At 70.5% G+C, this 24,220-nt stretch carries 20 protein-coding genes, 4 tRNA genes, 1 other RNA gene and 1 pseudogene; 15 read left to right on the forward strand and 11 right to left on the reverse strand.

Annotated elements, in window-relative coordinates; translation table 11 throughout:
• Positions 1 to 301: 301 nt before the first annotated feature.
• From QFZ67_RS20145 to QFZ67_RS20155, 3 genes are all read right to left on the reverse strand, one after another.
• Complete coding sequence (locus tag QFZ67_RS20145) at positions 302 to 727, reverse strand: PIN domain-containing protein (RefSeq protein ID WP_307662471.1); 426 nt, start codon at positions 725 to 727, stop codon at positions 302 to 304.
• Complete coding sequence (locus QFZ67_RS20150) at positions 724 to 1,002, reverse strand: CopG family transcriptional regulator (RefSeq protein WP_307662472.1); 279 nt, start codon at positions 1,000 to 1,002, stop codon at positions 724 to 726. The genes QFZ67_RS20145 and QFZ67_RS20150 overlap by 4 nt, the downstream gene beginning before the upstream one ends.
• 227 nt (positions 1,003 to 1,229) lie before the next feature.
• A tRNA-Ser gene (locus tag QFZ67_RS20155) sits at positions 1,230 to 1,317 on the reverse strand.
• Positions 1,318 to 1,389: 72 nt separating this feature from the next.
• Here QFZ67_RS20155 and ffs point away from each other — a divergent pair.
• From ffs to QFZ67_RS20185, 6 genes and pseudogenes are all read left to right on the forward strand, one after another.
• Positions 1,390 to 1,488, forward strand: an RNA gene (gene ffs, locus QFZ67_RS20160) — signal recognition particle sRNA small type.
• A 126-nt stretch (positions 1,489 to 1,614) separates the two neighbouring features.
• A complete protein-coding gene (locus tag QFZ67_RS20165) occupies positions 1,615 to 3,867 on the forward strand; it encodes a DNA polymerase III subunit gamma and tau (protein WP_307662473.1) in 2,253 nt (750 codons plus the stop codon).
• A 60-nt stretch (positions 3,868 to 3,927) separates the two neighbouring features.
• A complete protein-coding gene (gene purD / locus QFZ67_RS20170) occupies positions 3,928 to 5,178 on the forward strand; it encodes a phosphoribosylamine--glycine ligase (RefSeq protein ID WP_307662474.1) in 1,251 nt (416 codons plus the stop codon).
• A 212-nt stretch (positions 5,179 to 5,390) separates the two neighbouring features.
• A complete protein-coding gene (locus QFZ67_RS20175; protein WP_307662475.1) occupies positions 5,391 to 7,148 on the forward strand; it encodes a hypothetical protein in 1,758 nt (585 codons plus the stop codon).
• Between the two features lie 171 nt (positions 7,149 to 7,319).
• Entirely contained in the window at positions 7,320 to 8,780 is a 1,461-nt protein-coding gene (locus QFZ67_RS20180; protein ID WP_307662476.1) for a N,N-dimethylformamidase beta subunit family domain-containing protein, read from the forward strand.
• A 146-nt stretch (positions 8,781 to 8,926) separates the two neighbouring features.
• Positions 8,927 to 9,827 (forward strand): annotated as a pseudogene (locus tag QFZ67_RS20185) (phosphoribosylaminoimidazolesuccinocarboxamide synthase).
• A 63-nt stretch (positions 9,828 to 9,890) separates the two neighbouring features.
• Here QFZ67_RS20185 and QFZ67_RS20190 read toward each other — a convergent pair.
• The 8 genes from QFZ67_RS20190 to QFZ67_RS20225 all read right to left on the reverse strand — a co-directional run bounded on the left by QFZ67_RS20190 (position 9,891) and on the right by QFZ67_RS20225 (position 14,313).
• A tRNA-Gly gene (locus QFZ67_RS20190) sits at positions 9,891 to 9,963 on the reverse strand.
• A gap of 21 nt (positions 9,964 to 9,984) precedes the next feature.
• Entirely contained in the window at positions 9,985 to 10,593 is a 609-nt protein-coding gene (locus tag QFZ67_RS20195; RefSeq protein ID WP_307662477.1) for a response regulator transcription factor, read from the reverse strand.
• Positions 10,590 to 11,816, reverse strand: coding sequence for a sensor histidine kinase (locus QFZ67_RS20200; RefSeq protein WP_307662478.1), 1,227 nt, complete (start codon positions 11,814 to 11,816; stop codon positions 10,590 to 10,592). Before QFZ67_RS20200 ends, QFZ67_RS20195 begins: the two co-directional genes overlap by 4 nt.
• A 14-nt stretch (positions 11,817 to 11,830) precedes the next feature.
• On the reverse strand, positions 11,831 to 12,595 hold the full coding sequence (locus QFZ67_RS20205) for an ABC transporter permease (RefSeq protein WP_307662479.1): 765 nt from the start codon (positions 12,593 to 12,595) through the stop codon (positions 11,831 to 11,833).
• 1 nt (position 12,596) lies between these two features.
• Positions 12,597 to 13,514 carry an ABC transporter ATP-binding protein gene (locus QFZ67_RS20210; protein ID WP_307662480.1) on the reverse strand — a complete coding sequence of 306 codons (918 nt, stop codon included), beginning with the start codon at positions 13,512 to 13,514 and terminating at the stop codon, positions 12,597 to 12,599.
• A gap of 139 nt (positions 13,515 to 13,653) precedes the next feature.
• Positions 13,654 to 13,726, reverse strand: a tRNA-Gly gene (locus tag QFZ67_RS20215).
• Positions 13,727 to 13,806: 80 nt separating this feature from the next.
• Positions 13,807 to 13,878 (reverse strand) — tRNA-Gly (locus QFZ67_RS20220).
• Positions 13,879 to 13,977: 99 nt separating this feature from the next.
• Entirely contained in the window at positions 13,978 to 14,313 is a 336-nt protein-coding gene (locus QFZ67_RS20225; RefSeq protein WP_307662481.1) for an Lsr2 family protein, read from the reverse strand.
• A gap of 291 nt (positions 14,314 to 14,604) precedes the next feature.
• Here QFZ67_RS20225 and purS point away from each other — a divergent pair, with 291 nt between their 5' ends.
• The 9 genes from purS (at position 14,605) to purF (ending at position 24,203) form a co-directional block, all read left to right on the forward strand.
• Positions 14,605 to 14,850: a phosphoribosylformylglycinamidine synthase subunit PurS gene (gene purS / locus QFZ67_RS20230; RefSeq protein WP_215092426.1), complete on the forward strand. Its 246-nt coding sequence runs from the start codon at positions 14,605 to 14,607 to the stop codon at positions 14,848 to 14,850.
• Positions 14,847 to 15,527: a phosphoribosylformylglycinamidine synthase subunit PurQ gene (purQ, locus tag QFZ67_RS20235; protein ID WP_307662482.1), complete on the forward strand. Its 681-nt coding sequence runs from the start codon at positions 14,847 to 14,849 to the stop codon at positions 15,525 to 15,527. The genes purS and purQ overlap by 4 nt, the downstream gene beginning before the upstream one ends.
• Before the next feature lie 121 nt (positions 15,528 to 15,648).
• A complete protein-coding gene (purL, locus tag QFZ67_RS20240; RefSeq protein WP_307662483.1) occupies positions 15,649 to 17,898 on the forward strand; it encodes a phosphoribosylformylglycinamidine synthase subunit PurL in 2,250 nt (749 codons plus the stop codon).
• 121 nt (positions 17,899 to 18,019) lie between these two features.
• Positions 18,020 to 18,526 (forward strand): helix-turn-helix transcriptional regulator, encoded by a 507-nt coding sequence (locus tag QFZ67_RS20245; protein ID WP_307662484.1) that lies wholly within the window; start codon positions 18,020 to 18,022, stop codon positions 18,524 to 18,526.
• A 24-nt stretch (positions 18,527 to 18,550) separates the two neighbouring features.
• Positions 18,551 to 19,405 (forward strand): M23 family metallopeptidase, encoded by an 855-nt coding sequence (locus QFZ67_RS20250; protein ID WP_307662485.1) that lies wholly within the window; start codon positions 18,551 to 18,553, stop codon positions 19,403 to 19,405.
• Between the two features lie 47 nt (positions 19,406 to 19,452).
• Positions 19,453 to 20,724, forward strand: a complete 1,272-nt coding sequence (locus tag QFZ67_RS20255; RefSeq protein ID WP_307662486.1) for a hypothetical protein — start codon at positions 19,453 to 19,455, stop codon at positions 20,722 to 20,724.
• A 39-nt stretch (positions 20,725 to 20,763) separates the two neighbouring features.
• Positions 20,764 to 21,555 (forward strand): maleylpyruvate isomerase family mycothiol-dependent enzyme, encoded by a 792-nt coding sequence (locus QFZ67_RS20260; RefSeq protein ID WP_307662487.1) that lies wholly within the window; start codon positions 20,764 to 20,766, stop codon positions 21,553 to 21,555.
• Between the two features lie 71 nt (positions 21,556 to 21,626).
• Positions 21,627 to 22,445: an META domain-containing protein gene (locus tag QFZ67_RS20265; protein WP_307662488.1), complete on the forward strand. Its 819-nt coding sequence runs from the start codon at positions 21,627 to 21,629 to the stop codon at positions 22,443 to 22,445.
• A 240-nt stretch (positions 22,446 to 22,685) separates the two neighbouring features.
• Positions 22,686 to 24,203: an amidophosphoribosyltransferase gene (gene purF / locus QFZ67_RS20270; protein WP_307662489.1), complete on the forward strand. Its 1,518-nt coding sequence runs from the start codon at positions 22,686 to 22,688 to the stop codon at positions 24,201 to 24,203.
• The last annotated feature ends 17 nt before the right edge of the window (positions 24,204 to 24,220 follow it).

Raw genomic sequence — 24,220 nt, forward strand, 5'->3', positions numbered from 1 at the left:
CCCGCTCGCCGAAATATCCTTAATAGGGGGATATGAATGCAACCAAAACTGCAACCAGCGCACGGCGAAGAGCCGAGCCGCGATTGCGGCTCGGCTCTTCGTTTCGCCTGTTCAGGCGGCTGCGGAGGATACGAGATTCGAACTCGTGAGGGGTTGCCCCCAACACGCTTTCCAAATGTTCGTCCGGAGGTTCGGCAGTGATCAGGAACGTTCTGACCTGCGACGGAGCGGGGTTACGGGCGGGTGGTGGACGGTGCTGGACGGGGGCGAATGAGACCAGAATTGAGACCAGGGCGTCGGGTCATACCTTCTTGACCACGATTGAGTCCGGGACCAGCCTCTCCAGGTCGTCCACGTCCGAGGTGAAGACGGTGACCTGCCCCTTCTGCTGTCGCGCGATGACGGCGAGCACTGCGTCGATCGCGTACTTGTGGCCGTGCAGCTTGGCGTCGGCGAGGAGCCGACGGGCCTGACGGGCCTCGTCCTTCCCGATATCGGCGACTTTGAGCCGGGAGAGCACCCAGTCCCAGCGTTGTTCGGTGGTCCTGCCGTCATACGCCTCGACCAGCGTCATCGGGGAGGTCACGACCTCCGCCTCGCCCCGGGCCGCGAGGTCGAGCCAGGCGATCATCTTCCGATCGCCGCGCACGGCCAAGGACAGGGCTTCGCAGTCGAGTACGAAGATGCGTAGAGGCGGCTGCCTGTGCTCGGCGGCCTGCTTCTTCACGCGGCCTCTCCGGCGTTGTGCTTTCCGGCGGCGCGGCGGCGCTCGTGCTCGGCGTCGAGGTCCGCCAGTTCCTCGAACGCTGCCGCGCGTTCGTCCTCGGTGACCGGACCGTGTTCCTCCTGCAGCCAGTCCACCAGCTCCCGCAGCCGGTCCCGATCGCGCTTGAAGCGCAGCGCCTCGGCGACATACGCCGACAGGCCCCGCTCTGCTGCCTCCGCGCGGATCTCGTCAAGGAGATCCTCGGGGATCGTCACCGTCACCTTCTTTGTCGCCATACAAGTGACCATACTCCGGGTATTGGTGTCCTTACCAGATTGCCGTGCTCGGACAGGCAAGGCAGCTCGGGGCGCAGGACGCTTCGGTATTGCGGGCTCGTTCCGGTCCGGGCGCGCGAGCTCTGGGAGCAGCCCAAGGACAACTGAGACGGAAACTGAGACGGACAACGCCGAAGGGCCCCACCGCGAACGGTGGGGCCCTTCAACGTATTGCCCGGTGAGAGCAATGGCGGAGGATACGAGATTCGAACTCGTGAGGGGTTGCCCCCAACACGCTTTCCAAGCGTGCGCCCTAGGCCACTAGGCGAATCCTCCGCGGCAAACAATACAAGACGTTGAGGAGTGCTAGCGAACTCGTTCCCACCCCCTGCCATCAGGTACCCTGTGCGGAGCCCCTCACGTGGCGCTATCTGACTGAACTCCCCCAGGGCCGGAAGGCAGCAAGGGTAGGTCGGCTCTGGCGGGTGCGTGGGGGGCGCTTGCGTTTGCGGACGGCGGTGGCGCCGGCGGATGCTGCCGGGCCCGGTCGGACACCGGCCCGGCCCCCGCCCGGCAGCGGCAGACATCGGCGGGCGGCGTCGCTTGTCAGTAGGCCCCGATAACCTCGTAGGCGTGTCGTCCCTTGCGCTGTACCGCCGCTATCGCCCCGAGTCGTTCGCCGAGGTCATCGGGCAGGAGCATGTCACTGACCCGCTGCAGCAGGCCCTGCGGAACAACCGGGTCAATCACGCGTACCTGTTCAGCGGGCCGCGCGGCTGTGGCAAGACGACCAGTGCGCGCATCCTCGCCCGCTGTCTGAACTGCGAGCAGGGGCCCACGCCGACGCCGTGCGGCGAGTGCCAGTCCTGCCGCGACCTCGCGAGGAACGGGCCGGGGTCGATCGACGTCATCGAGATCGACGCCGCTTCGCACGGTGGTGTGGACGATGCGCGTGATCTTCGGGAGAAGGCCTTCTTCGGGCCGGCGAGCAGCCGGTACAAGATCTACATCATCGACGAGGCCCACATGGTCACCCCGCAGGGCTTCAACGCTCTGCTGAAGGTGGTCGAGGAGCCGCCGGAGCACCTCAAGTTCATCTTCGCGACGACCGAGCCGGAGAAGGTCATCGGCACGATCCGGTCGCGTACGCACCACTATCCGTTCCGGCTGGTGCCCCCGGGGACGCTGCGCGAGTACCTGGGCGAGGTGTGCGGCAAGGAGAACATCCCGGTCGCGGACGGCGTGCTGCCGCTCGTCGTCCGGGCGGGCGCGGGGTCCGTGCGTGACTCCATGTCCGTCATGGACCAGCTGCTGTCGGGCGCGACCGAGGAGGGTGTGACGTACGCCATGGCCACCGCCCTCCTCGGGTACACGGACGGGTCGTTGCTCGACTCGGTCGTGGACGCCTTCGCGGCGGGCGACGGGGCCGCGGCCTTCGAGGTCGTGGACCGGGTGATCGAGGGGGGCAACGACCCGCGGCGCTTTGTCGCCGACCTGCTGGAGCGGCTGCGGGACCTGGTGATCCTGGCCGCCGTGCCGGACGCGGCGGGCAAGGGGCTCATCGACGCCCCGGCCGACGTGGTCGAGCGGATGCAGGCGCAGGCGTCTGTCCTCGGGGCTGCCGAGCTGAGCCGGGCCGCGGATCTGGTCAATACCGGGCTGACGGAAATGCGTGGCGCCACCTCGCCGCGGCTGCAGCTGGAGCTGATCTGCGCGCGGGTACTGCTGCCCGCCGCCTTCGACGACGAGCGGTCGGTGCAGGCGAGGCTGGACCGCCTGGAGCGGGGAGCGACGTTCTCGACCGGGGGTCCGGGGCCCGCGATGGGGTACGTCCCCGGGCCGGAGGCCGAGGCCCACGCGCCCGTACCCCACGCACCGTCCGTACCAACCGCACCGTCCGCGCCGCAGGGCGGCGGTCCGGCCGTCGCACGTACGTCCGCCCAGGCACCCGCGCCCGCCTCCACGCCCACGCCTACGCCGGCTCCCGAGCCCGTCGCTCCCCCGGCAGAGCAGCCGCCCGCCGGACAGCGCCCCGGAGCCTGGCCCGCCGCGGCCGCAACCGGTTCCGAGGCCGGGCGGCGTCCCGGCGGCTGGCCCACGGCGTCGAGCCCTGGTCAGGGCGGCGGCCGCCCCTCCGCGCCCCAGCCCGCTCAACCCGCCCCGACGGCCCCAGCCCCAGCACCGGCACCCGCCCCCACCCCCGCCGCGCCCAGTGCCGGCCTGGCCCAGGGCGCCGTACAGGTACGGAACATGTGGCCGGACATCCTGGAGGCCGTGAAGAACCGCCGCCGCTTCACCTGGATCCTGCTCAGTCAGAATGCGCAGGTCGCAGGCTTCGACGGCACCACCCTCCAGCTCGGCTTCATCAATGCCGGCGCCCGCGACAACTTCACTAGCAGCGGCAGCGAGGAAGTGCTGAAGCAGGCGCTCGCCGAGCAGTTCAACGTGCAGTGGAAGGTCGAGGCGATCATCGATCCCTCAGGCGGCGTGGGCGGCCCCGGCGGCGGCACGCAGCCCCCGTCCGGCGGCGGTGGCTACGGCTCTGGCGGTGGAGGCGGCTACGGCGGCCGGCCCTCGTCGGCCCCGGCCCCGCAGGCCCCCGCACCAGCGCCCCGCCCCGCCCCGGCAGCCCCCCAGGCACCTCAAAGCTCACAGTCCTCCCCGGCGTCCCTGTCCGCTCCGGCCCCACAGGCCTCCGCCCCCGAGCCCTCGCGCGCGGCCCCCGCGCGCACCTCGCACACTCCGCACACCCCGCCCCCGGTCGCCCCCGAGGACGACGTGCCGGAAGAGGACGACCCCGACCTCGTCGACTCCGCGCTCTCCGGCCACGACCTGATCGTGCGCGAGCTCGGCGCCACGGTCGTGGAGGAATATACGAACGAGTAGGGGAGGCCGCCTCGGAGGCCTGTACAGGTCAGCCACTCCCGGGCGGTTAGGCTGGCTGCCGTGAAGGTCCTCGTCATCGGCGGCGGCGCCCGCGAACACGCCCTGTGCCGCTCTCTCTCCCTCGACCCCGACGTCACCGCTCTGCACTGCGCGCCCGGAAACGCCGGCATCGGCGAGGTCGCCCAGCTGCACCCGGTCGACGCGCTGGACGGCGCGGCCGTGGCGCGGCTCGCCACCGAGCTGGCGGCTGAGCTCGTCGTCGTCGGCCCCGAGGCGCCGCTCGTCGCCGGCGTCGCCGACGCCGTACGGGCCGCGGGCATCCCCTGCTTCGGCCCCTCCCGCGAGGCGGCCGAACTGGAGGGCTCCAAGGCCTTCGCCAAGGACGTGATGGCGGCGGCCGGAGTGCCCACCGCCCGCAGCTATGTCTGTACGACGCCCGAGGAGATCGACGAGGCCCTCGACGCCTTCGGCGCTCCGTACGTCGTCAAGGACGACGGCCTCGCCGCCGGCAAGGGCGTCGTCGTCACCGACGACCTCGCCGCCGCCCGCGAGCACGCGCTGGCCTGCGAACGCGTGGTCATCGAGGAGTTCCTCGACGGCCCCGAGGTCTCCCTCTTCGCCATCACCGACGGCCAGACCGTCCTCCCTCTCACGCCCGCCCAGGACTTCAAGCGCGCACTCGACGGCGACGCGGGCCCCAACACCGGCGGCATGGGCGCGTACTCCCCCCTCCCGTGGGCCGACCCCAAGATGGTCGACGAGGTCATGGCGACCGTCCTCCAGCCCACCGTCGACGAACTGCACCGCCGCGGCACGCCCTTCTCCGGGCTGCTGTACGCGGGCCTCGCGATCACAAGTCGCGGCGTACGGGTCATCGAGTTCAACGCCCGTTTCGGCGACCCGGAGACCCAGGTGGTCCTGGCCCGTCTGCAGACCCCGCTCGCGAGCCTGCTGCTCCACGCCGCCCAGGGCACCCTCGACCTCGAGCCGCCGCTGCGGTGGCGTGATGACGCCGCCGTGACCGTGGTCATCGCCTCGCACAACTACCCGGACACCCCGCGCACCGGCGACCCGATCGAGGGCCTGGACGAGGTCGCGGCCAAGGATGCGCCCCATGCGTACGTTCTGCATGCCGGGACCAGGCGGGACGGCGACGCGATTTTGAGCGCCGGCGGCCGGGTACTTTCGGTCACCGCGACCGGAAAGGACCTGACTCAGGCTCGTGAGCGCGCGTACAAGGCCGTGGCCCGGATCCGGCTGGACGGTTCCCAGCACCGTACGGACATCGCACGCAAGGCCGCCGGGGAGTGAACCCCTAGCGCGCGAGAACCGTCATCACCTTTGACCAAAGCCATTCCATCGAGTGACGGCTGGGCCATCCGGATGACGCCTGTCGGAGCCCCAACTAGGGTGCGGCGCAGGCGTTCCGGCACTTGGCCCACCGGCATTGCGATGTCAGTGACGGGTGCCACAGTGGGGGAGTGAGCAACACCGTCGCAGGGCAGAGGGGGTGAGGTCCGGCCGTGTCCGGTACCGGTATCGGTGAGTCGATGGGCGCGCAGGCAGCGCGCTCCCGAGCTCTCGCCGTGCTGCGCATCCGCAGCACGGCGGTGGCCGTGGCGCTGCTGCCCGCGGCCGTGGCCGTCGTGCTCCTCGTCGGCGGCGCCACGGGGCGTATGGGCGGCCAGAGTTGGGCCGACGCGCGCTTGGCCGTGACGGTCTTCGCGGTGGTCGTGCTGCTGCTCGCCGCGACGGTCGCGGCCGTGATCGTACGAGCGAGCCCGGCGCTCAGCCCGACCGTCGAGCTCTCGGAGCGGGCGGCCCCCGATCTGTACCGGCTGGTGCGGGATCTGGCCGAGCGCCTCGAGGTGCCCGCGCCGTCCGCGCTGGCGCTCACCCCGGACTGCGACAGCTGGCTCGAGGACCGTTCCCACCCGGCCCATGCGATACGAAGCGGGCGCCGGCGTCGCACTGCCGAGGCGCCCGTGCTGGTGATCGGCTCGCCGTTCCTGTGGTGGATGCGGGTCGCCGAGCTGCGGGCGGTGCTGGCGCCGGTCGTCGCCGGGACCTCTCCCTCCGCGCACCCCGACATAGCCGCGGCCCGCCGTTTCGTACGGGGTCTGGACGCGGCGGTCGCCGTCGCCGCCGACCCCGGTCTGGGGCGGATAGGCAAGGTGGCGCTCGGCTTCGTCGGCGGGATAACCCGACTGCTGCTGCGCAGCTGCCAGGTGCAGGCAGCCGAGATGGAGCGGGGTGTCGCGGCCGCCGCGTCCGAGCGTGCACAGGCTGTGGATTACGGCCTGCGGATCGTCGCCCAGGAGCAGGTAGGCCTCGCCTACGCAGGCTGGGACCGGCTGCTGACCCGGGTCGCGCTGCCCGCCTGGCGGATGGGCCGCTGGCCGTCCCGGCTCGACGCGGGCGTCGTCTCCGCGCTGACCGAGCTCTCCCGCCGCGACCGCCTGGCTGAGGGCTTCGCCTCCCGGCTGGGCGAGCGGCCCGCCTGTGACCTGCTGGAAGAGCCCGGCGCGGTCGACGAGGCCGCGTCCCTGCTGGCCGCGCGACTCTTCCACGGCGGCCCGGCCGAGGCGGGCCCCGACTGGGCCCCGGTGGACTGGCAGCAGTACCCGGAAGAGGTCGTCGACCGGAAGTGGCGTACGGAAGCGGCCCGTCTCCACCGGGTGCTCGACGACTTGGGCGTGCCGCCGTCGGCCGGCCCGAACGGCCCGACGCTCGCCCGGGTGATGGACCATCTGTCCGGCCGGGGCGCCGAGACCGCCCACAAAGGCGAGGCCGCCGAGACCGCCCACAAAGGCGAGGCCGCCACCGCCGACACCGCAGCCACCGCCGACACCGCCGGTATCGCCGACACCGCCGAGGCCGGCGACACCCTGGCGGCCGGGATCAGCGCGGAGGTCGCGCGCGAGGAGGCCGTCCGCGAGGAGGCGGCGGCGGCTCCGCCGGTGCCCAAGAGCCCGGGCGACGCCCTGAACGGCTGGGGCGCGGACCCGCTTCCCCTCTTTCCCTTGCAGCCGCCCCGTACCGGCCGCGAGCTGCTCGCCGACCATGTCACCGCGATGGTCTGCTGCGCCGCCGTCGACACGGCGGGCGCGGTCCCCGGCCTCGACTGGCTCGACGGCCCGGCCCTGCTGATCAACGGCGAACGCCGCGCGGATCTGGCCGCCCGGGTCCTGAGCCTGACCGAGGACGGCGACGCGGCCCCGCTCCGCACCTGGCTCTCAGCCCTCGGTGTCCGCCCGGAAAAGCCGGTCCGCCTGGTCTGACCCGCCACCCGCGGCGGGCCCAGGGCCACCCCGTCCCCGGAACCCTGCGCTCCGTTCACGCCAATTCGCGACGAACGGTGACGGAGTGAGTGCGTTATGTGATGTGCTGGAGACCGGCGCTGAACAGTCGGCGCATCACAGTTGTCCCAGGGCATCGAGGGAGGGCGCAGCATGGGGGCAGACCAGATCCGGCGATGGGAATCGGGCGCCCTCGCCCACGCCGTCACAGACCCTTTCGGTCAGGGCCCCCTGCCCTGGCTCCGCGGCAGCGAGCACTACTTCGACGACACCGGCCAGGTCGTCCCCTGGTACGTCGACCCCACCCTGGCCGGCGGCCGCTCCGGCGGGCCGCGTACCGCCGATGACGTACGCCGTCAGATCAAGGGCTTCACGTCCACCGGCGCCGTCGCCCCCGGCGAGGCGATCGACTTCCACATCACGGTGGACCCGCCCCAGCAGTTCTCGGTCGACATCTACCGCATCGGCCACTACGCGGGCGACGGCGCCGCCAAGATCACTACCAGCCCCCGCCTCTCCGGCATCGTCCAGCCGGCCCCGCTCACTGCCCAGCGCACGGTCTCCTGCCACCACTGGTGGCTCTCCTGGCGGCTGCAGATTCCTTCCTACTGGTCCATCGGCGCCTACGTCGCCGTGCTCACCACCGCCGACGGCTACCGCTCCCACATCCCCTTCACCGTCCGCGACGACCACCCCGCCGACCTCCTGCTGCTCCTCCCGGACATCACCTGGCAGGCGTACAACCTCTACCCGGAGGACGGCCACACCGGCGCCAGCCTCTACCACGCCTGGGACGAGACGGGCCGCCTGCTCGGCGAGGAGGACGCCGCGATGACGGTGTCCTTCGACCGCCCGTACGCCGGCGCGGGCCTGCCTCTCCACGTCGGCCACGCCTACGACTTCATCCGCTGGGCCGAGCGGTACGGCTACGACCTCGCCTACGCCGACACCCGCGACCTCCACGCCGGCCGCGTCGACCCCACCCGCTACCGCGGACTGGTCTTCCCCGGCCACGACGAGTACTGGTCGGCCCCCATGCGCCGCACCGCCGAACTCGCCCGCGACCACGGCACCTCGCTCGTCTTCCTCTCCGCCAACACCATGTACTGGCAGGTCGAGCTCGGCCCGTCCCCCTCCGGCGTCGAGGACCGCCTGCTCACCTGCCGCAAGCGCCGCAGCCCGGGAAAGTCCGCCCTGTGGCGCGAGATCGACCGGGCCGAGCAGCAGCTGCTCGGCATCCAGTACGCGGGGAGGGTCCCCGAGCCGCACCCTCTTGTCGTACGGAACGCGGACCACTGGCTCTGGGAGGCGACGGGCGCAGTCGAGGGCGACGAACTCCCCGGCCTGGTCGCGGGCGAGGCCGACCGTTACTTCCCGCGCACCGCGCTCCCCGAGCACCGGGGACGGATCCTGCTGGCCCACTCCCCCTACCAGGACAGCGAAGGCGCCGTGCGCCACCAGGAGACATCGCTGTACCGCGCACCCTCCGGCGCCCTGGTCTTCGCGTCCGGCACGTTCGCCTGGTCCCCGGCGCTGGACCGACCCGGCCATGTCGAGACCCGCGTCCAGCGGGCGACGGCCAACCTCCTCGACCGCATCTGCAAACGCGATTAGGACCGACAGGACCGAGCAGGACCCCCTGGCCGGGCCCGCCCTCCCCGCATACGGGAGAATCGAGGCGACTGGCCCGCCCGTCTCCCACCACCGCCCTACTTGTGCCCCTTCTGGGCGCCCCTTTTGTTCAACCACGGGGAGGAACCGTGTCCGGATTCGTCGAAAAGCCCGAGCCGCTTCAGGTGCCGGGCCTGGTACATCTGCACACCGGCAAGGTGCGCGACCTGTACCAGAACGAGGCGGGCGACCTCGTGATGGTCGCAAGCGACCGCATCTCCGCCTACGACTGGGTGCTGCCCACCGAGATCCTCGACAAGGGCCGGGTCCTCACCCAGCTGTCGCTGTGGTGGTTCGAGCGCCTCGAGGACCTCGTCCCCAACCATGTGATCTCCACCGAGCTGCCCGCCGGTGCCCCCGCCCACTGGGCGGGCCGCACCCTCGTCTGCAAGTCCCTGCGCATGGTCCCGGTCGAGTGCGTCGCCCGCGGCTACCTCACCGGCTCGGGCCTCGCCGAGTACAACGAGGACCCGTACCGTCTGCGGGATCGCGCTGCCCGAGGGCCTCTCCGACGGCGCCGAGCTCCCCGCCCCGATCTTCACGCCCGCCACCAAGGCGGCCGTCGGCGACCACGACGAGAACGTCAGTTACGAGGAAGTGGTCCGCCAGGTCGGCGCCGAGACCGCCGCCCAGCTGCGCCAGACCACCCTCGCCGTCTACAGCCGGGCCCGCGACATCGCCCGCGACCGCGGCATCATCCTGGCCGACACCAAGTTCGAGTTCGGCTTCGAGGGCGACGAGCTCGTCATCGCCGACGAGGTGCTGACCCCGGACTCCTCTCGTTTCTGGCCCGCCGCGACCTGGGAGCCCGGCCGCGCCCAGCCCTCGTACGACAAGCAGTACGTCCGCGACTGGCTGACCTCGCCCGCCTCCGGCTGGGACCGCAGGAGCGAACAGCCGCCGCCGGCCCTCCCGCAGGAGATCGTCGACGCGACCCGCGCCAAGTACATCGAGGCGTACGAGCTGCTTGCCGGCACGAGCTGGTCGTAGCCACGAAGGCTGGTCGTAGACACGAAGAAGGCCCCGGTCGTGGTGACCGGGGCCTTCAATCTGAGCGGACGACCAGGTTCGAACTGGCGACCTCAACCTTGGCAAGGTTGCGCTCTACCAACTGAGCTACGTCCGCATGCGCCGTGCGCGGAGACCACTATACCCAACCTCGCTCGCGTGCGAGACGCACCGCCGCGTGCCGATTTTCGGCCCCCAGTTTGGAGGCGGCGGAAGAGAGGTAGTTCCGCACGGTCCCCTGGGACAGCGAGGCACGCTCCGCGATCTCCGCGACCGGTGCCCCGTCCGCCGCCAGTTCCAGCACCTCCGCCTCGCGGGCGGTCAGCGGCGAGTCGCCCGCGGAGATCGCGTCCGCCGCCAACTCCGGGTCCACATAACGGTTTCCGGCGTGCACGGTACGGATGATCTCCGCCAGCCGCTGGGCGCTGACCGTCTTCGGGACAAAGCCCCGCACGCCCGCGGCCAGCGCTCTCTTCAGGTGCCCGGGCCGTCCGTGGCTGGTCACGATCATCGTCCTGCATTCGGGCAGTTCGGCACGGAGGGATGTGGCCACGCTCACACCGTCCGGGGCGGGCATCTGAAGATCGAGGACTGCGACATCGGGCCGGTTGGCCCGCGCCATGGCGAGGGCCTCGGTGCCCGAGGCCGCCTCGGCGACCACCACGAGATCGTCCTCGAGCGCGAGCAGCGCGGCCAGTGCGCCGCGGATCAGATGCTCGTCATCGGCGAGCAGTACCCGTACGGTCACACCGCCTCCTCCATGTCCTGTCCCGTCCGCTGTCCCAGTGGAACGCGGGCCGTCAGGCGGAACCGCCCGCCTCGCGCCGGTCCCGCCTCCAGCGTGCCGTCCACGGCGGACAGCCGCTCCCGCAGGCCCGCCAGGCCCGAGCCCGGGGTGCCGGCTGCCGCCTCGGCCGCCCCGTCGTTCTCGACGACCAGCACCACCGCGTCGTCCGCGGTGCGCAGCGATATCGTGCAGCACCGTGCGTCCCCGTGCCGCAGCACGTTCGTCGTGGCCTCACGGACCACCCAGCCCAGCGCCGACTGGACGCCCACGGGCAGCTCGGCGTCCCCGGACCGGACGGTGCAGCTGATCCCGGCCGCCGCCAAGACGCCCCACGCACCCTCCAGTTCCACGCTCAGGTCCGCCTCCCGGTAGCCGCGCACCACGTCCCGTACCTCTCGCTGCGACTCCTGGGCGATGCGCTGGACCTCGGCCATCTGGTCGACCGCCTCAGGCCTCCCGCGCCGCGCCAGCTGCACCGCCAGCTCGCTCTTCAGCGCGATGACGGCGAGGTTACGGCCCATCACGTCGTGCAGATCGCGGCCGAAGCGCAGTCGCTCCTCCGCGACCGCCAGCCGCGCCTGTACGTCACGCGCCTCTCGCAGCTCCCACATCACCGCCAGCACCCACATGGACCAGCGGGCCGTGAAGGCCATCCACCCGTTCACGAAGCCGGTGGTCACGACGGCGAACACCACCTCATCGGCCGTGCGCCCGGTCAGCGAAACCATCCCGCACACCACGGCCAGCACCGCGAGCTGGATCACGGCCGTGGTCCGGTTGCTCATGAGCAGGCTGTGGACGGCCAGGAAGGGCGCCAGCGCCGCCGCCAGCATCGTCGGCAGCAGCCCGGTCAGATCGACCGTCGCCCCCAGCGCCACCACGGCGGCCGTCGTCCCGGCCGTCACCGCTGCCGCCCTTGAGACCAGCCTCCGGGGCACCTGCCCCTGCCCCAGATAGGCGTCCATCGCGTGCCGGGCGAGCCGTCCGCAGAGCACCCCCTCCGCGATGGCCAGCACCGAGGCGGTCCCGACCAGGACCAGCTGCCAGTCCTCGTGGAGGGGCTGGCCCAGCAGCAGCAGCGTCAGCCCGAGGACGCCCACCCACACGATCAGATGGACCGTGCCGCGCGTGTAGAGGTCCACCTTGGCAAGCCCGCTGCGACCGCTCCAGCCCTTCACCCGCACAGGGACCCCCTCAGTCAGCGGCGCGGCTCCCATCGGAACCACCGCTGAACAGCAAACACCGAGATCGCGGTCCAGGCCAGCGTCGTCAGGGCGGCACCCAGCAGGTCCTTGGCGTCGGCCCCGCCCAGCCATCCGGCCCGTACGAGCGTCATCACCCCGGTCAGGGGCAGCAGTTCGCAGATCGACGCGAGCTTCTCCGGCATCACCTCCAGGGGTAGGAAGAGACCGGAGCCCGCCATCGAGATCACGAACATCGGCATGGTGGTGATCTGTACGCTCTCCACGGTCTGGGTCACCGCGGACGTCACTGCCGCCAGTGCGGTCAGCAGCACTATCCCCAACACCACGCCCAGCACGAGCAGTTCGGGCCGCTCCGGCGCCCCCAGGTGCAGGAGCGCGACCCCCGCCACCACCAGCAGGACGCACTGCGCGAGGGCGAGACCGGCGGCGGGCAGTGCCGTCCCGACGAGGATCTCGCGGTCCGGCACCTCCCCTGTACGCAGCCGCTTGAGCACCAGCTCCTCGCGCCGGGCCACATAGGCCGAAACGAGGTTGAGATGGACGACAAGGATCAGCACCATGCCGATCCCGCCGGTCATCGCCGCCTCGGCGGCGCTCATCCCGGCCTGGTCGGGATCGATCTGGTCCAGCGACGACTTCGTCCCCACCACCATCGCCCCGGGCATCAGCAGCGCCACGCAGAGTGCGGTCCGGTTGCGCAGGAGAAGAGTCAGTTCGGCCCGCCCGAGAGCGGTCAGCCGTCCGGCCGTCGCAGTCATGTCACACACCCGCCGTCTGAGTCTGCGCGATATCGAGGAAGGCCTCTTCGAGCGAGGCAGTGCGGGCATCCAGCCCTTCGAGCCGTACGTCCGACTCCCGCGCCCACCGCAGCAGTTCTTCGAGCGCCTGCTGCAACCGGTGCGTACGGATCTCGATCCGCCGGCCGGCCGCCGCGGCCCGCAGCGAGAGTGGCAGCCGCCCTGCCGCCACCCCCTCGGGCAGTACGAAACGGATGCGGGCAGGCCGGGCGGCCGTCACCTCGGCCGGGCTCCCCGTGGTCACGATCCGCCCCCGGTGCATGATCGCCAGCCGGTCGGCCAGCGCCTCGGCCTCCTCCAGATAGTGCGTGGTCAGCAGCACGGTGGTGCCGTCCTCCCGCAGCCTCCGCACCAGTTCCCAGGTGTCGCGTCGCCCTTCGGCGTCAAGACCGGTCGTCGGCTCGTCGAGGAAGAGCACCTCGGGCCGCCCGAGCAGCGCCAGCGCCAGATCCAGCCGCCGCCGCTCACCGCCCGACAGCTGCTTGACCCGTACGCCGGAGCGCTCCGCGAGCCCCACCAGCTTCAGCGCCTCCCCGGTGGGGCGGGCCCCGCTGGTGCACCCCGCCCACATCCGGGTGGTCTCGGCGACCGTCAGGTCGGAGGGGAAGCCGCCCTCCTGGAGCATCACGCCGATCCGGGGCCGGACGGCGGCGCGCTCGCGGAAGGGATCGTGGCCGAGTACCCGCACCCGCCCGTCGTCGGGGGCGGCGAGGCCCTCCAGCAGCTCGACCGTGGAGGTCTTGCCCGCGCCATTGGTTCCGAGCAGGGCGAAGATCTCGCCGCGCGCCACGGAGAAGGAGATCCCGGTCACTGCTTCGAAGCCACCGGCGTAGGTCCGCCGCAGCCCTTCCGCCTCGATCACGTACTCGTCGCTGGTCATGACTCAAGGCTTCAGCCGACGAGGAGCGACGGGCAGTGCGCGCTGTCACCGGCCCCGATGACAAATGTCATCAGGGTTCGCACCCGTCCAGCGCATACGACGAAGGCCCCGGTCGAATCGACCAGGGCCTTCTTCTCTGAGCGGACGACGAGATTCGAACTCGCGACCCTCACCTTGGCAAGGTGATGCTCTACCAACTGAGCCACGTCCGCATTGCTGCCGCTCAGCTCTCACTGGGCGGTGCGTCCACCACTCTACCTGATCCACATCAGTGGCCGCTAAAGCGATGCAGAGCGGGTGACAGGAATTGCACACTGCGCCTTCCCCCTGGAAGGGGGATGTTCTACTACTGAACTACACCCGCACGCTGCGTGAGACGGGGCCTTGCGGCCTCGCCCTTCGGCGTGCTCCAGACTCTAGCCGACCGCCAGGGGTGCAGCGCAACTCCGATCCGCTCGGGCCCTCAACTGGCTTGGCGGAAGGCCTCGTAGACCCTCTTGGGGATTCGGCCGCGGGCAGGCACGTCCATCTTGTTCGACTGCGCCCAGGCCCGAACGGCCGCCGGGGCGGGCTCGAGCAAGGTGTGCCGGTAGGTGATGCGGGACTTGTCACGCTTCCCGGCGTTTGTCTGCTTCCGGCCGGCCGCCATGTACGGGGCCAGGGCCTTGCGCAGTTTCTTTGCATTGGAGGGATTGAGGTCGATCTCGTACGACTTCCCGTCCACGGCGAACGCGACCGTTTCCGCCGCTTCTCCGCCGTCGATGTCGTCGGAGAGCGTGACCACTACTCGCTGAGCCACGGATATCGGTCCTTTCCTGCGGTATCACCGGTTTGACATGCTGCTGCGACATGCGGCGATACCGACTTTGCGGATGCTGAGGGGCAATGCTGCTTTCCTCTGTATTCCTTTGTACAGCGACAGGCGGCGCATTGTGAAGCCCAGCCAATTACATGCGCGTGTCCGGGGCAATGGGTGGCGGGATATTTTCCCTGGATTTTCGTTGCGCGTTCTCCCGATATCTACCCGCGTAGATTTTTCGGGCGGGTACGCTGAGGGAACCGCCCTCGCAACACACCACCGGGAGTGCCCGTGGCACGCGTCGTAGTCGACGTCATGCTCAAGCCCGAGATCCTCGACCCCCAGGGACAGGCAGTACAGCGTGCACTGCCCCGTCTCGGATTCGACGGAATCGCGGACGTACGTCAGGGAAAGCGCTTCGAGCTGGAGGTGGAGGGGCCGGTCGACGACGCCGCCCTCGCCCGCATCCATGAGATGGCCGAAACGTTCCTCGCCAACACCGTCATCGAGGACTTCGTCGTGAAGGTGGAGTCGTGACCTCTCGTATCGGAGTCGTCACATTCCCCGGCACGCTCGACGACCGGGACAGCCTGCGCGCCGTACGTCTCGCGGGCGCCGAACCGGTCTCGCTCTGGCATCGCGACAAGGACCTCAAGCAGGTCGACGCCGTGGTTCTCGCCGGAGGTTTCTCCTACGGCGACTATCTGCGGGCCGGAGCCATCTCCCGGTTCTCGCCGGTGATGGAAACGATCATCGACCAGGCGAAGGCCGGTATGCCGGTTCTCGGGATCTGCAACGGCTTCCAGATCCTCACCGAGTCGCATCTGCTGCCGGGCGCCATGCTCCAGAACAACCACCTGCACTTCATCTGCCGTGAGCAGAAGCTGCGGGTGGAGACGAGCGAGACGGCCTGGACCGCGGACTACACCGCCGGCCAGGAGATCTCGGTCCCGCTCAAGAACATGGACGGGCGGTACGTCGCCGACGAGCGCACGCTCGACGAGCTGGAGGCCGAGGGCCGGGTCGCCTTCCGCTATCTGGACTTCAACCCGAACGGTTCGCTGCGCGACATCGCCGGCATCACCAACGCCGCGGGCAATGTCGTCGGCCTGATGCCGCACCCGGAGCACGCCGTCGAGCCCCTGATCGGCACGGGCCGCACCGACGGCCTCGGTTTCTTCACCTCGATCCTCAAGAAGCTGGTCTCCCTGTGAGCGACGCACGCGTGGCCGCCGGGCTGCAGACGAAGAAGCATGCCGCACCTCTGCGCCGCGCGGGCGGAGATGGGGGCACCACCCAGGCGTCAGCTCTGGGGGAGAACGAAAGGGCCGCAGCATGAGCCTGGATACGGTCAAGCACGCGACCGAGACCCCGGACGTCGAGCAGCCCTGGGCCGAACTCGGTCTCAAGCAGGACGAGTACGAGCGCATCCACGAGATCCTCGGCCGCCGTCCCACCGGTGCCGAGCTCGCCATGTACTCCGTGATGTGGTCCGAGCACTGCTCGTACAAGAGCAGCAAGGTCCACCTCAGGCAGTTCGGCGAGAAGGTCCCGGAGAACGACGCGATGCTCGTCGGCATCGGCGAGAACGCCGGCGTCGTGGACGTCGGCCAGGGGTACGCGGTCACCTTCAAGGTCGAGTCGCACAACCACCCGTCGTACATCGAGCCCTACCAGGGCGCGGCCACCGGCGTCGGCGGCATCGTCCGCGACATCCTCGCCATGGGCGCCCGCCCGGTCGCGGTCGTCGACCCGCTGCGCTTCGGCGCTGCCGACCACCCTGACACCAAGCGCGTCCTGCCGGGCGTCGTCGCGGGCGTCGGCGGCTACGGCAACTGCCTCGGCCTGCCGAACATCGGCGGCGAGGTCGTCTTCGACGCCTGCTACCAGGGCAACCCGCTGGTCAACGCGGGCTGCATCGGCGTGATGAAGCACGAGGACATCCACCTCGCGCAGGCCTCGGGCCCCGGCAACAAGGTCATCCTGTACGGCGCCCGCACGGGCGGCGACGGCATCGGCGGCGTCTCGGTCCTGGCGAGCGAGACGTTCGATTCGACGGGTCCCGCCAAGCGCCCCGCCGTCCAAGTCGGCGATCCCTTCCAGGAGAAGCTCCTCATCGAGTGCACGCTCGAGATCTTCAAGGAGAAGCTGGTCGCGGGCATCCAGGACCTCGGCGGCGCTGGCCTGTCCTGCGCGACGAGCGAGCTGGCGAGCGCCGGCTCCGGCGGTATGCGCGTCGAGCTCGACACCGTCCCGCTGCGTGACGCGAGCCTCTCGCCCGAGGAAATCCTCATGAGCGAGTCGCAGGAGCGCATGTGCGCGATCGTCGAGCCCGACAAGGTCGAGCGCTTCCTGGAGATCTGTGAGAAGTGGGACGTCATCGCCACCGTCATCGGTGAGGTGACCGAGGGCGAGCGTCTGGAGATCTTCTGGCACGGCGAGCAGATCGTCGACGTCCCGCCGCGGACCGTTGCCCACGAGGGCCCGGTGTACGAGCGTCCCTACGCCCGTCCCGAGTGGCAGGACGCGCTCCAGGCCGACGACGCGAACAAGCTTCCCCGGCCGGCGAGCTCCGACGAGCTGCGTGAGCAGGTCCTCGCCCTGGTCTCCTCGCCGAACCAGGCGTCGAAGTCCTGGATCACCGACCAGTACGACCGTTTCGTGCAGGGCAACACCGTGCTGGCCCAGCCCGAGGACGCGGGCATGATCCGGATCGACGAGGAGTCGAACCTGGGCGTGGCCATGGCGACCGACGGCAACGGCCGGTACGCGAAGCTCGACCCGTACACGGGCGCGCAGCTCGCGCTGGCGGAGGCGTACCGCAATGTCGCCGCATCCGGCGCCAAACCGCTCGCCATCTCGGACTGCCTGAACTTCGGCTCGCCCGAGGACCCGGCCGTCATGTGGCAGTTCGCGGAGGCCACGCGCGGTCTCGCGGACGGCTGCCTCCAGCTGGGAACCCCCGTCACGGGCGGCAATGTCTCGCTCTACAACCAGACCGGCGAGGTCGCCATCCACCCGACGCCGGTCGTGGCGGTCCTCGGTGTGATCGACGACGTCAACCGCCGCACGCCGATCGCCTTCAAGGAAGAGGGCCAGCTCCTCTACCTGCTGGGCGACACGCGTGAGGAGTTCGGCGGCTCGGCCTGGTCCCAGGTGATCCACGACCACCTCGGCGGACTGCCGCCGGCCGTGGACCTGGACCGCGAGAAGCTGCTCGGCGAGATCCTGATCTCCGCATCCCGCGACGGCATGATCGACGCGGCGCACGACCTGTCGGACGGCGGTCTGATCCAGGCGGTCGTCGAGTCGTGCCTGCGCGGCGGGACGGGCGCGCGGCTGATCGTGCCCGACGGGTTGGACGCGTTCACGTTCCTGTTCAGCGAGTCGGCGGGGCGCGCGGTCGTCTCGGTGCCGCGCAGCGAGGAGCTCCGCTTCAACGACATGTGCGGGGCGAGGGGGCTGCCGGTGACGCGGATCGGCGTCGTGGACGGCGAAGAGGTCGAGATCCAGGGCGAGTTCAGCATCCCGCTGAGCGAGCTGCGTACGGCGCACGAGGAGACCATTCCCGGTCTGCTGGTCTGACGTCTGCTGCTCCGGCCGTCTGCTGGATCGCGCGCTGCCGGCTGAGCCCCCACCCCTCTCGGGGTGGGGGCTCAGCCGTTTCCCTCTTGCGCGGGATTACGTAACTACGTAGATTTGGAATATGGATCTGGAGGAGCGCGTCGCCGAGCTGGAGCGCCGGTTCGCGGCGCTGGAGAGCGCGGGGCCGGCCGAGGCGCCGGAGCTGGGCGCCGGCGACTTCTGGGCACTGGACGGCCTCAAGCAGCAGCTCGCCGGGGCCGGTGCGCCGGACGGCGGTGTGCTGTTCACCGGGTCCGTACGACTGCCCACGCAGGAGCGGTACGAGTGGCAGTACGGCGCGCTCACGGACGGCCTGCTCGCCGCCGACTGGGAGCAGACCGCGGAGTCCTTCGCGGCGCTCGGCAATGCCGTACGGCTGCGGCTGCTGCGGGAGATCCTCGGCGGCCGGCGTACGGCTGCCGAACTGACCGAGCTCGAAGGCCTCGGCACGACAGGCCAGATCTACCACCATCTGCGCCAGCTGACCGGCGCGGGCTGGCTGCACACGCCGAGCCGTGGCCGCTACGAGGTGCCGGGCACCCGGGTGGTGCCACTGCTCGTGGTGCTGGCCGCAGCCCGCCCGCACTGACGTGATCGCCGAGGGGGAATCAGTATGTCCGTCCGTAAGCTGCTCATGATCGTCTATCGCTGCTGCATCGTGGCCTTCATCGCCCTGGTCGTCGTCGCGTCTCTCACCGATCTGCCGCTGGCATGGGTCTGGCTGCCAGCGGCACTGGCGATTGCCATCGCCCTCGGGATGAGCCGTAAGGCCCACGCGGAACAGGCGGGGCGGCCGCCCGCCGTCGAGGTGGACGCGCCGGTGGCGGGCCGCTGGTCGGCGCTGAACAGCCCTGCGGACAAGGTCCCGAGCCATGGCACGCACGGCTACGGACAGACGTACGCGATCGACATCGTGGCCGAACCCGAAGGGCTCCCGGAGGCGGAAGGGCTCCCGGAGGCGAAGGACGGCTCCCGTCCCGCCTTCCGTTGGCTGTGGCCCGTCGTCCGCCGCAGCCGCGACTTCCCGGCTTTCGGGGCCCCGCTGCTCGCGGTGGCCGACGCCACCGTCGTCCGCGCGACCGACGGCCAGCGCGACCATCTGAGCCGCAACTCCCTTCCGGCGCTGGTCTATCTGATGCTCATCGAGGCAGCCGTACGGGAGATGGGCGGCGCCACGCGCGTCACGGGCAACCGCATCGTGCTGGACCTCGGGGACGGTACGTACGCGATGTACGCGCACCTCCAGCGCGGCTCGCTCGCCGTCCGCGAAGGCGACCGGGTGCGGGCCGGACAGCAGCTCGCCCGCTGCGGGAACTCCGGCAACTCCACCGAGCCGCATGTCCACTTCCAGCTGATGGACGGGCCCGATCTGGACACGGCGCGGGGCATCCCGTTCCGGTGGCGGGGTATCGGAGTCCCGAGGAACGGCGAGCCGTTCACCGCCGGGGAGCCGGTGCTGCCGGCCTGACAACTTCGGCGGCCGGGCCGACACCGGCTCGTCGTACGGGGGAGTCCATGCCGGACCGCGGGAGCCGTCTGCGTAATACGGTCAACCGGCTGCTGTGCGCGGTGGCGGTGGCGGGGATCGGCGGGGCCTGCTGGGGTTTCTGGCTGGAGTACGACGAGAACAGGGACCGGGCGGCAAGCGAGAAGGCGATCGCGGAGGCCTGTGGGGACGTGGTCGATCCGGCCGCGGTCATGGACCTGGGCGGCGGGATCGACCGGGCCAAGGTGGGCAGTTCGTACAGCGACAGCTTCGACCTGCACCCCTCGGTCCCGGGCTCGTGCGAGATCTACCGGGTCGGTGAACCCGGCACCAGCTACGGATACTTCGCCCTGTCGTTCACTCCGCGGCCGAACGAGGAGTACGGCAACATCGTCGGGGCGCGGGAGGAGGAGCCCTTCGGCGACCGTTACGACGACGACCGGCCCGACGACCTCACGAGCACCGCGGACTACACACCCGACCAGCCGCTTGGCGACGGCCGCCTCGGCACGTTCGACGACGACACTGTCTCGGTCAACGCAGTCTGCTCGAAGCCGGCCTCGAAGGCCGGCTCGACCTCGGGGACCTCGGGGGCCTCTCTGACCTCTCTGACCATCGATGTGTCGGCGATGTACGACGACGTGCCGACCGGCGACCGGGCGCGCCTCGCGGACATCGCGGTACACGCGGCGCGCAGGGCCGCCGACAAGCTGGGCTGCGCGACGAAGGTGCCCGAAGCGCCCGATGCCACCCTGGCGGCACCCGGCCGCCGCCTCACCCCCGCCGCGCGGGCGGACGGCACCTGCGCCTGGTACCCACGGCTGCTGCGGACCTCCGCCCGCGGGCACCTCCCCGACCGGGCCCTTTCCACCCCCGCCGCCGGGCAGGCCTGGAGCGAGCGCTGCCTGCTGGCGCTCAGCCCGTCCGCCACTGCGCGGGCCGCGCGGGAAAGCGGCGAGGAGGCCGACGACGGGCTCCACGGTATCGACCCGTGGTGGGCCGCCCTGGACTCCTGGTTCGGGGACGAGGCGAAAGTCATGTACGCGGAGGCCGGCTACAAGTCCCAGCGCCACCTCGCACCCGGCACCGCCGGCGGCTATCCGCGGGCGAACGTCTGGTGGGCCTCGGCCGTCTGCCGGGGCGTACCGACCGTGCACACCCTGACCGTGGCCGACCACTACGAGAAGGCTGTCGGCAAGCAGTTGGGCGCGCTGCTGCGTGCGTACGCCGACGACGTCACCGAGCGCCGCGGCTGCACGGATGTGAAGTTCCCCAAGCCCGCGGACTTCGCCACGAAGTGACCACGGCCGCTGTCGTACCCAACCCTTAGTGTCGGTTCCATGCCACCGGCCAAGAAGCGCACCCGCAGTTACGACCACGCCACCATCCGCGCCGCCGTGCTCGCGCAGTTCGGGCAGGTAGGGCAGGCGGTAAACACCCTCACACCCGAGCAGTTCGCGCTGCCCACGCGCCTCGGGGACTGGACCGTGCGCGAACTGACCGCGCACATCGCCCTGGTCGCCGGCCTCGTAGCCCGCTACCTCACCCTGCCCGAGCCGGAGAAGGCGGACGTCGCCCTGCTGGACTGGCCGTTCGCGACGGTCACGGCCGCCGGGCAGGTCGACGAGGACACCAGGGCATTCGCGGCGGCCTCCGAGCCCGGCGAGCTGTTCGCGCGTACGACGGCCCGGCTCGAAGAGCTGCTGCCGACCGCTTCCGAGAACCGGCTGGTGCCGATGCGGTTCGGCGGGATGCGGCTCGGGGACTTCCTGGTCACCCGGACCGTCGAGCTGATCGTCCACACCGACGATCTGAACGCGGCGACCGGGCTGGACATCCCGTACGACCGCAATGCGCTCGCGGCCTGCACGCGCCTGCTCGCCGACGCCCTCGCGGTGAAGGCGCCCGGCGGATCGGTCGAGGTGCGGGTGCCGCCGTTCGCAGTCGTCCAGTGCGTCGAGGGGCCGCGGCACACCCGTGGCACCCCGCCCAATGTCGTCGAGACCGACCCGCTGACCTGGATCCGCCTCGCCACCGGGCGTACGGGATGGGCCGAGGCCGTCGACGCGGCGAAGGTCAGCGCGAGCGGCGAGCGCGCCGACCTTTCGGGGCTGCTCCCGATCCTGGGCTGACGGCGGCGTTCAGGCCGCGGCAACCGGGGGAACGGGGGGAACCAGAGCTCCGCCACCCCCGTCCCATCGGTATGCGTAACCAGTTGAGCATTCCTGTCACCGCCCTGGCCCTACTCGCCCTCGCCGCCTGCGGCACGGAATCGGGTTCCGGATCCGGTGCCGGCGGAGACGGAGACGGATCGGTCACGACCGATCTGCCCCTCACCGGCGTCCACTGGTCCGTCGACAGCGTGACCGTCGACGGCAAGAAGTCCGCGGCCCCGGACGGCGCGCACGTCGAGATCACCAGCAAGGGTCGCGCCCAGGGCAACTACGGCTGCAACCACTTCGGCGCGGACGTCAAGGTCGACGGTGACACGATCACCGTGGGCCCGGGCGAGATGACCGAGATGGGCTGCGCCAAGGACATCCAGGGCTTCGAGGACGCGCTGCGGGCGGCCTTCTCCGGCAAGCTCAAGGCGAAGATCGTCGACGAGAAGCTCACGCTGACCACCGAGAAGGGCGACTCCATCGCCCTCACCTCCGAGGCCCCGGCGCCGCTGGTCGGCACCAAGTGGACCGTGAACTCCCTCCTCTCCGGCGAGACCGCCTCCTCGCTGCCCCCCGGCACGGAGAAGAACGCGCATCTGACCTTCGGCAAGGACGGTTCCGTACGCGGCAGCCTCGGCTGCAACACCTTCACCAGCACCGCGAAGATCTCCGGCTCCACGATCACCTTCGACCGCCTGGCCACCACGCGGAAGGTGTGCACGGGCACGGCGATGACGCTGGAGAGCCATTTGCTCAAGGTCCTCGACGGCAAGGTGACGTACAAACTGCACCACCGCGGTCTGTCCCTCACCGCGGCGGACGGCAAGGGACTGGCCGCGACGGCGGCGCCGGCGAAGTAATCAGAGGGGGTAAGTGATCACACGGGGTAAGTGATCAGACGGGGTCAGCCCGCCTGATGGGCGCGTACCTGTCAACAATCGTCCCGCAGTGTGGACGCCCGTCCGGACGCCCCTCCGGGCGCTGACCCGCAGGCCCAGCCCCGATCGGGCCCCCACCGGCACCCTCACCCACACCCCCGCCGACCCCTCCCCCGCATCCCCAATTCGGACCAGTGGTCGATCTCGCCTACACTCGGTGCCGTGCCACGTGGTGACGGACGACTCAACCACGACCTGCTCCCCGGTGAGAAAGGCCCCCAGGACGCTTGCGGCGTCTTCGGTGTCTGGGCTCCGGGCGAAGAGGTCGCGAAGCTCACTTACTTTGGGCTGTACGCCCTCCAACATCGAGGCCAGGAATCCGCGGGAATCGCGGTGAGCAACGGCTCCCAGATCCTCGTATTCAAGGACATGGGCCTGGTTTCCCAGGTCTTCGACGAGACTTCTCTCGGCTCGCTCCAGGGCCACATCGCGGTCGGTCACGCCCGATACTCGACCACGGGCGCCTCCGTGTGGGAGAACGCACAGCCGACCTTCCGGGCCACCGCCCACGGCTCCATCGCGCTCGGCCACAACGGAAACCTGGTCAACACGGCCCAGCTCGCCGAGATGGTCGCCGCCCTCCCCAAGGAAAACGGCCGGGCCACCCAGGTCGCCGCCACCAACGACACCGATCTGGTCACCGCGCTCCTCGCGGGCCAGGTCGACGACGACGGCAAGCCGCTCACCATAGAGGCGGGCGCGGGCAAGGTGCTCCCGGACGTCAAGGGCGCGTTCTCGCTCGTCTTCATGGACGAGGGCACGCTGTACGCCGCCCGCGACCCGCAGGGCATCCGCCCCCTCGTCCTCGGCCGCCTCGAACGCGGCTGGGTCGTCGCGAGTGAGTCCGCCGCGCTCGACATCTGCGGCGCCAGCTTCGTCCGCGAGATCGAGCCGGGCGAGCTCATCGCCATCGACGAGAACGGCATCCGCACCTCCCGCTTCGCGGAAGCGAAGCCCAAGGGCTGTGTCTTCGAGTACGTCTACCTGGCTCGCCCCGACACCGACATCGCCGGCCGGAACGTCTATCTCTCCCGTGTGGAGATGGGCCGCAGGCTCGCCAAGGAAGCCCCGGTCGACGCGGATCTGGTGATAGCGACGCCGGAGTCCGGCACCCCCGCCGCCATCGGCTACGCCGAAGCCAGCGGAATCCCCTACGGCTCCGGTCTGGTGAAGAACGCCTACGTCGGCCGCACCTTCATCCAGCCCTCCCAGACCATCCGCCAGCTCGGCATCCGCCTCAAGCTGAACCCCCTCAAGGAAGTCATCCGGGGCAAGCGCCTGGTCGTCGTCGACGACTCGATCGTCCGCGGCAACACCCAGCGCGCCCTGGTCAAGATGCTCCGCGAGGCCGGCGCCGCCGAGGTCCACATCCGGATCTCGTCCCCGCCGGTGAAGTGGCCCTGCTTCTTCGGCATCGACTTCGCGACCCGCGCCGAGCTGATCGCCAACGGCATGACGATCGAGGAGATCGGCAACTCGCTGGGCGCCGACTCCCTCTCGTACATCTCTCTCGACGGCATGATCGAGGCGACCACCATCGCCAAGCCGGATCTCTGCCGCGCCTGCTTCGACGGCGAGTACCCGATGGATCTGCCCGATCCCGAGCTGCTCGGCAAGCAGCTTCTGGAGACCGAGCTGGCGGGCGGCGCCGATGCCGCCGACGCGCTCCGTCGCCCGTAACGCCCCCGTTTTACGAC

The sequence above is a fragment of the Streptomyces sp. V1I1 genome (assembly GCF_030817355.1).
Taxonomy (GTDB): domain Bacteria; phylum Actinomycetota; class Actinomycetes; order Streptomycetales; family Streptomycetaceae; genus Streptomyces.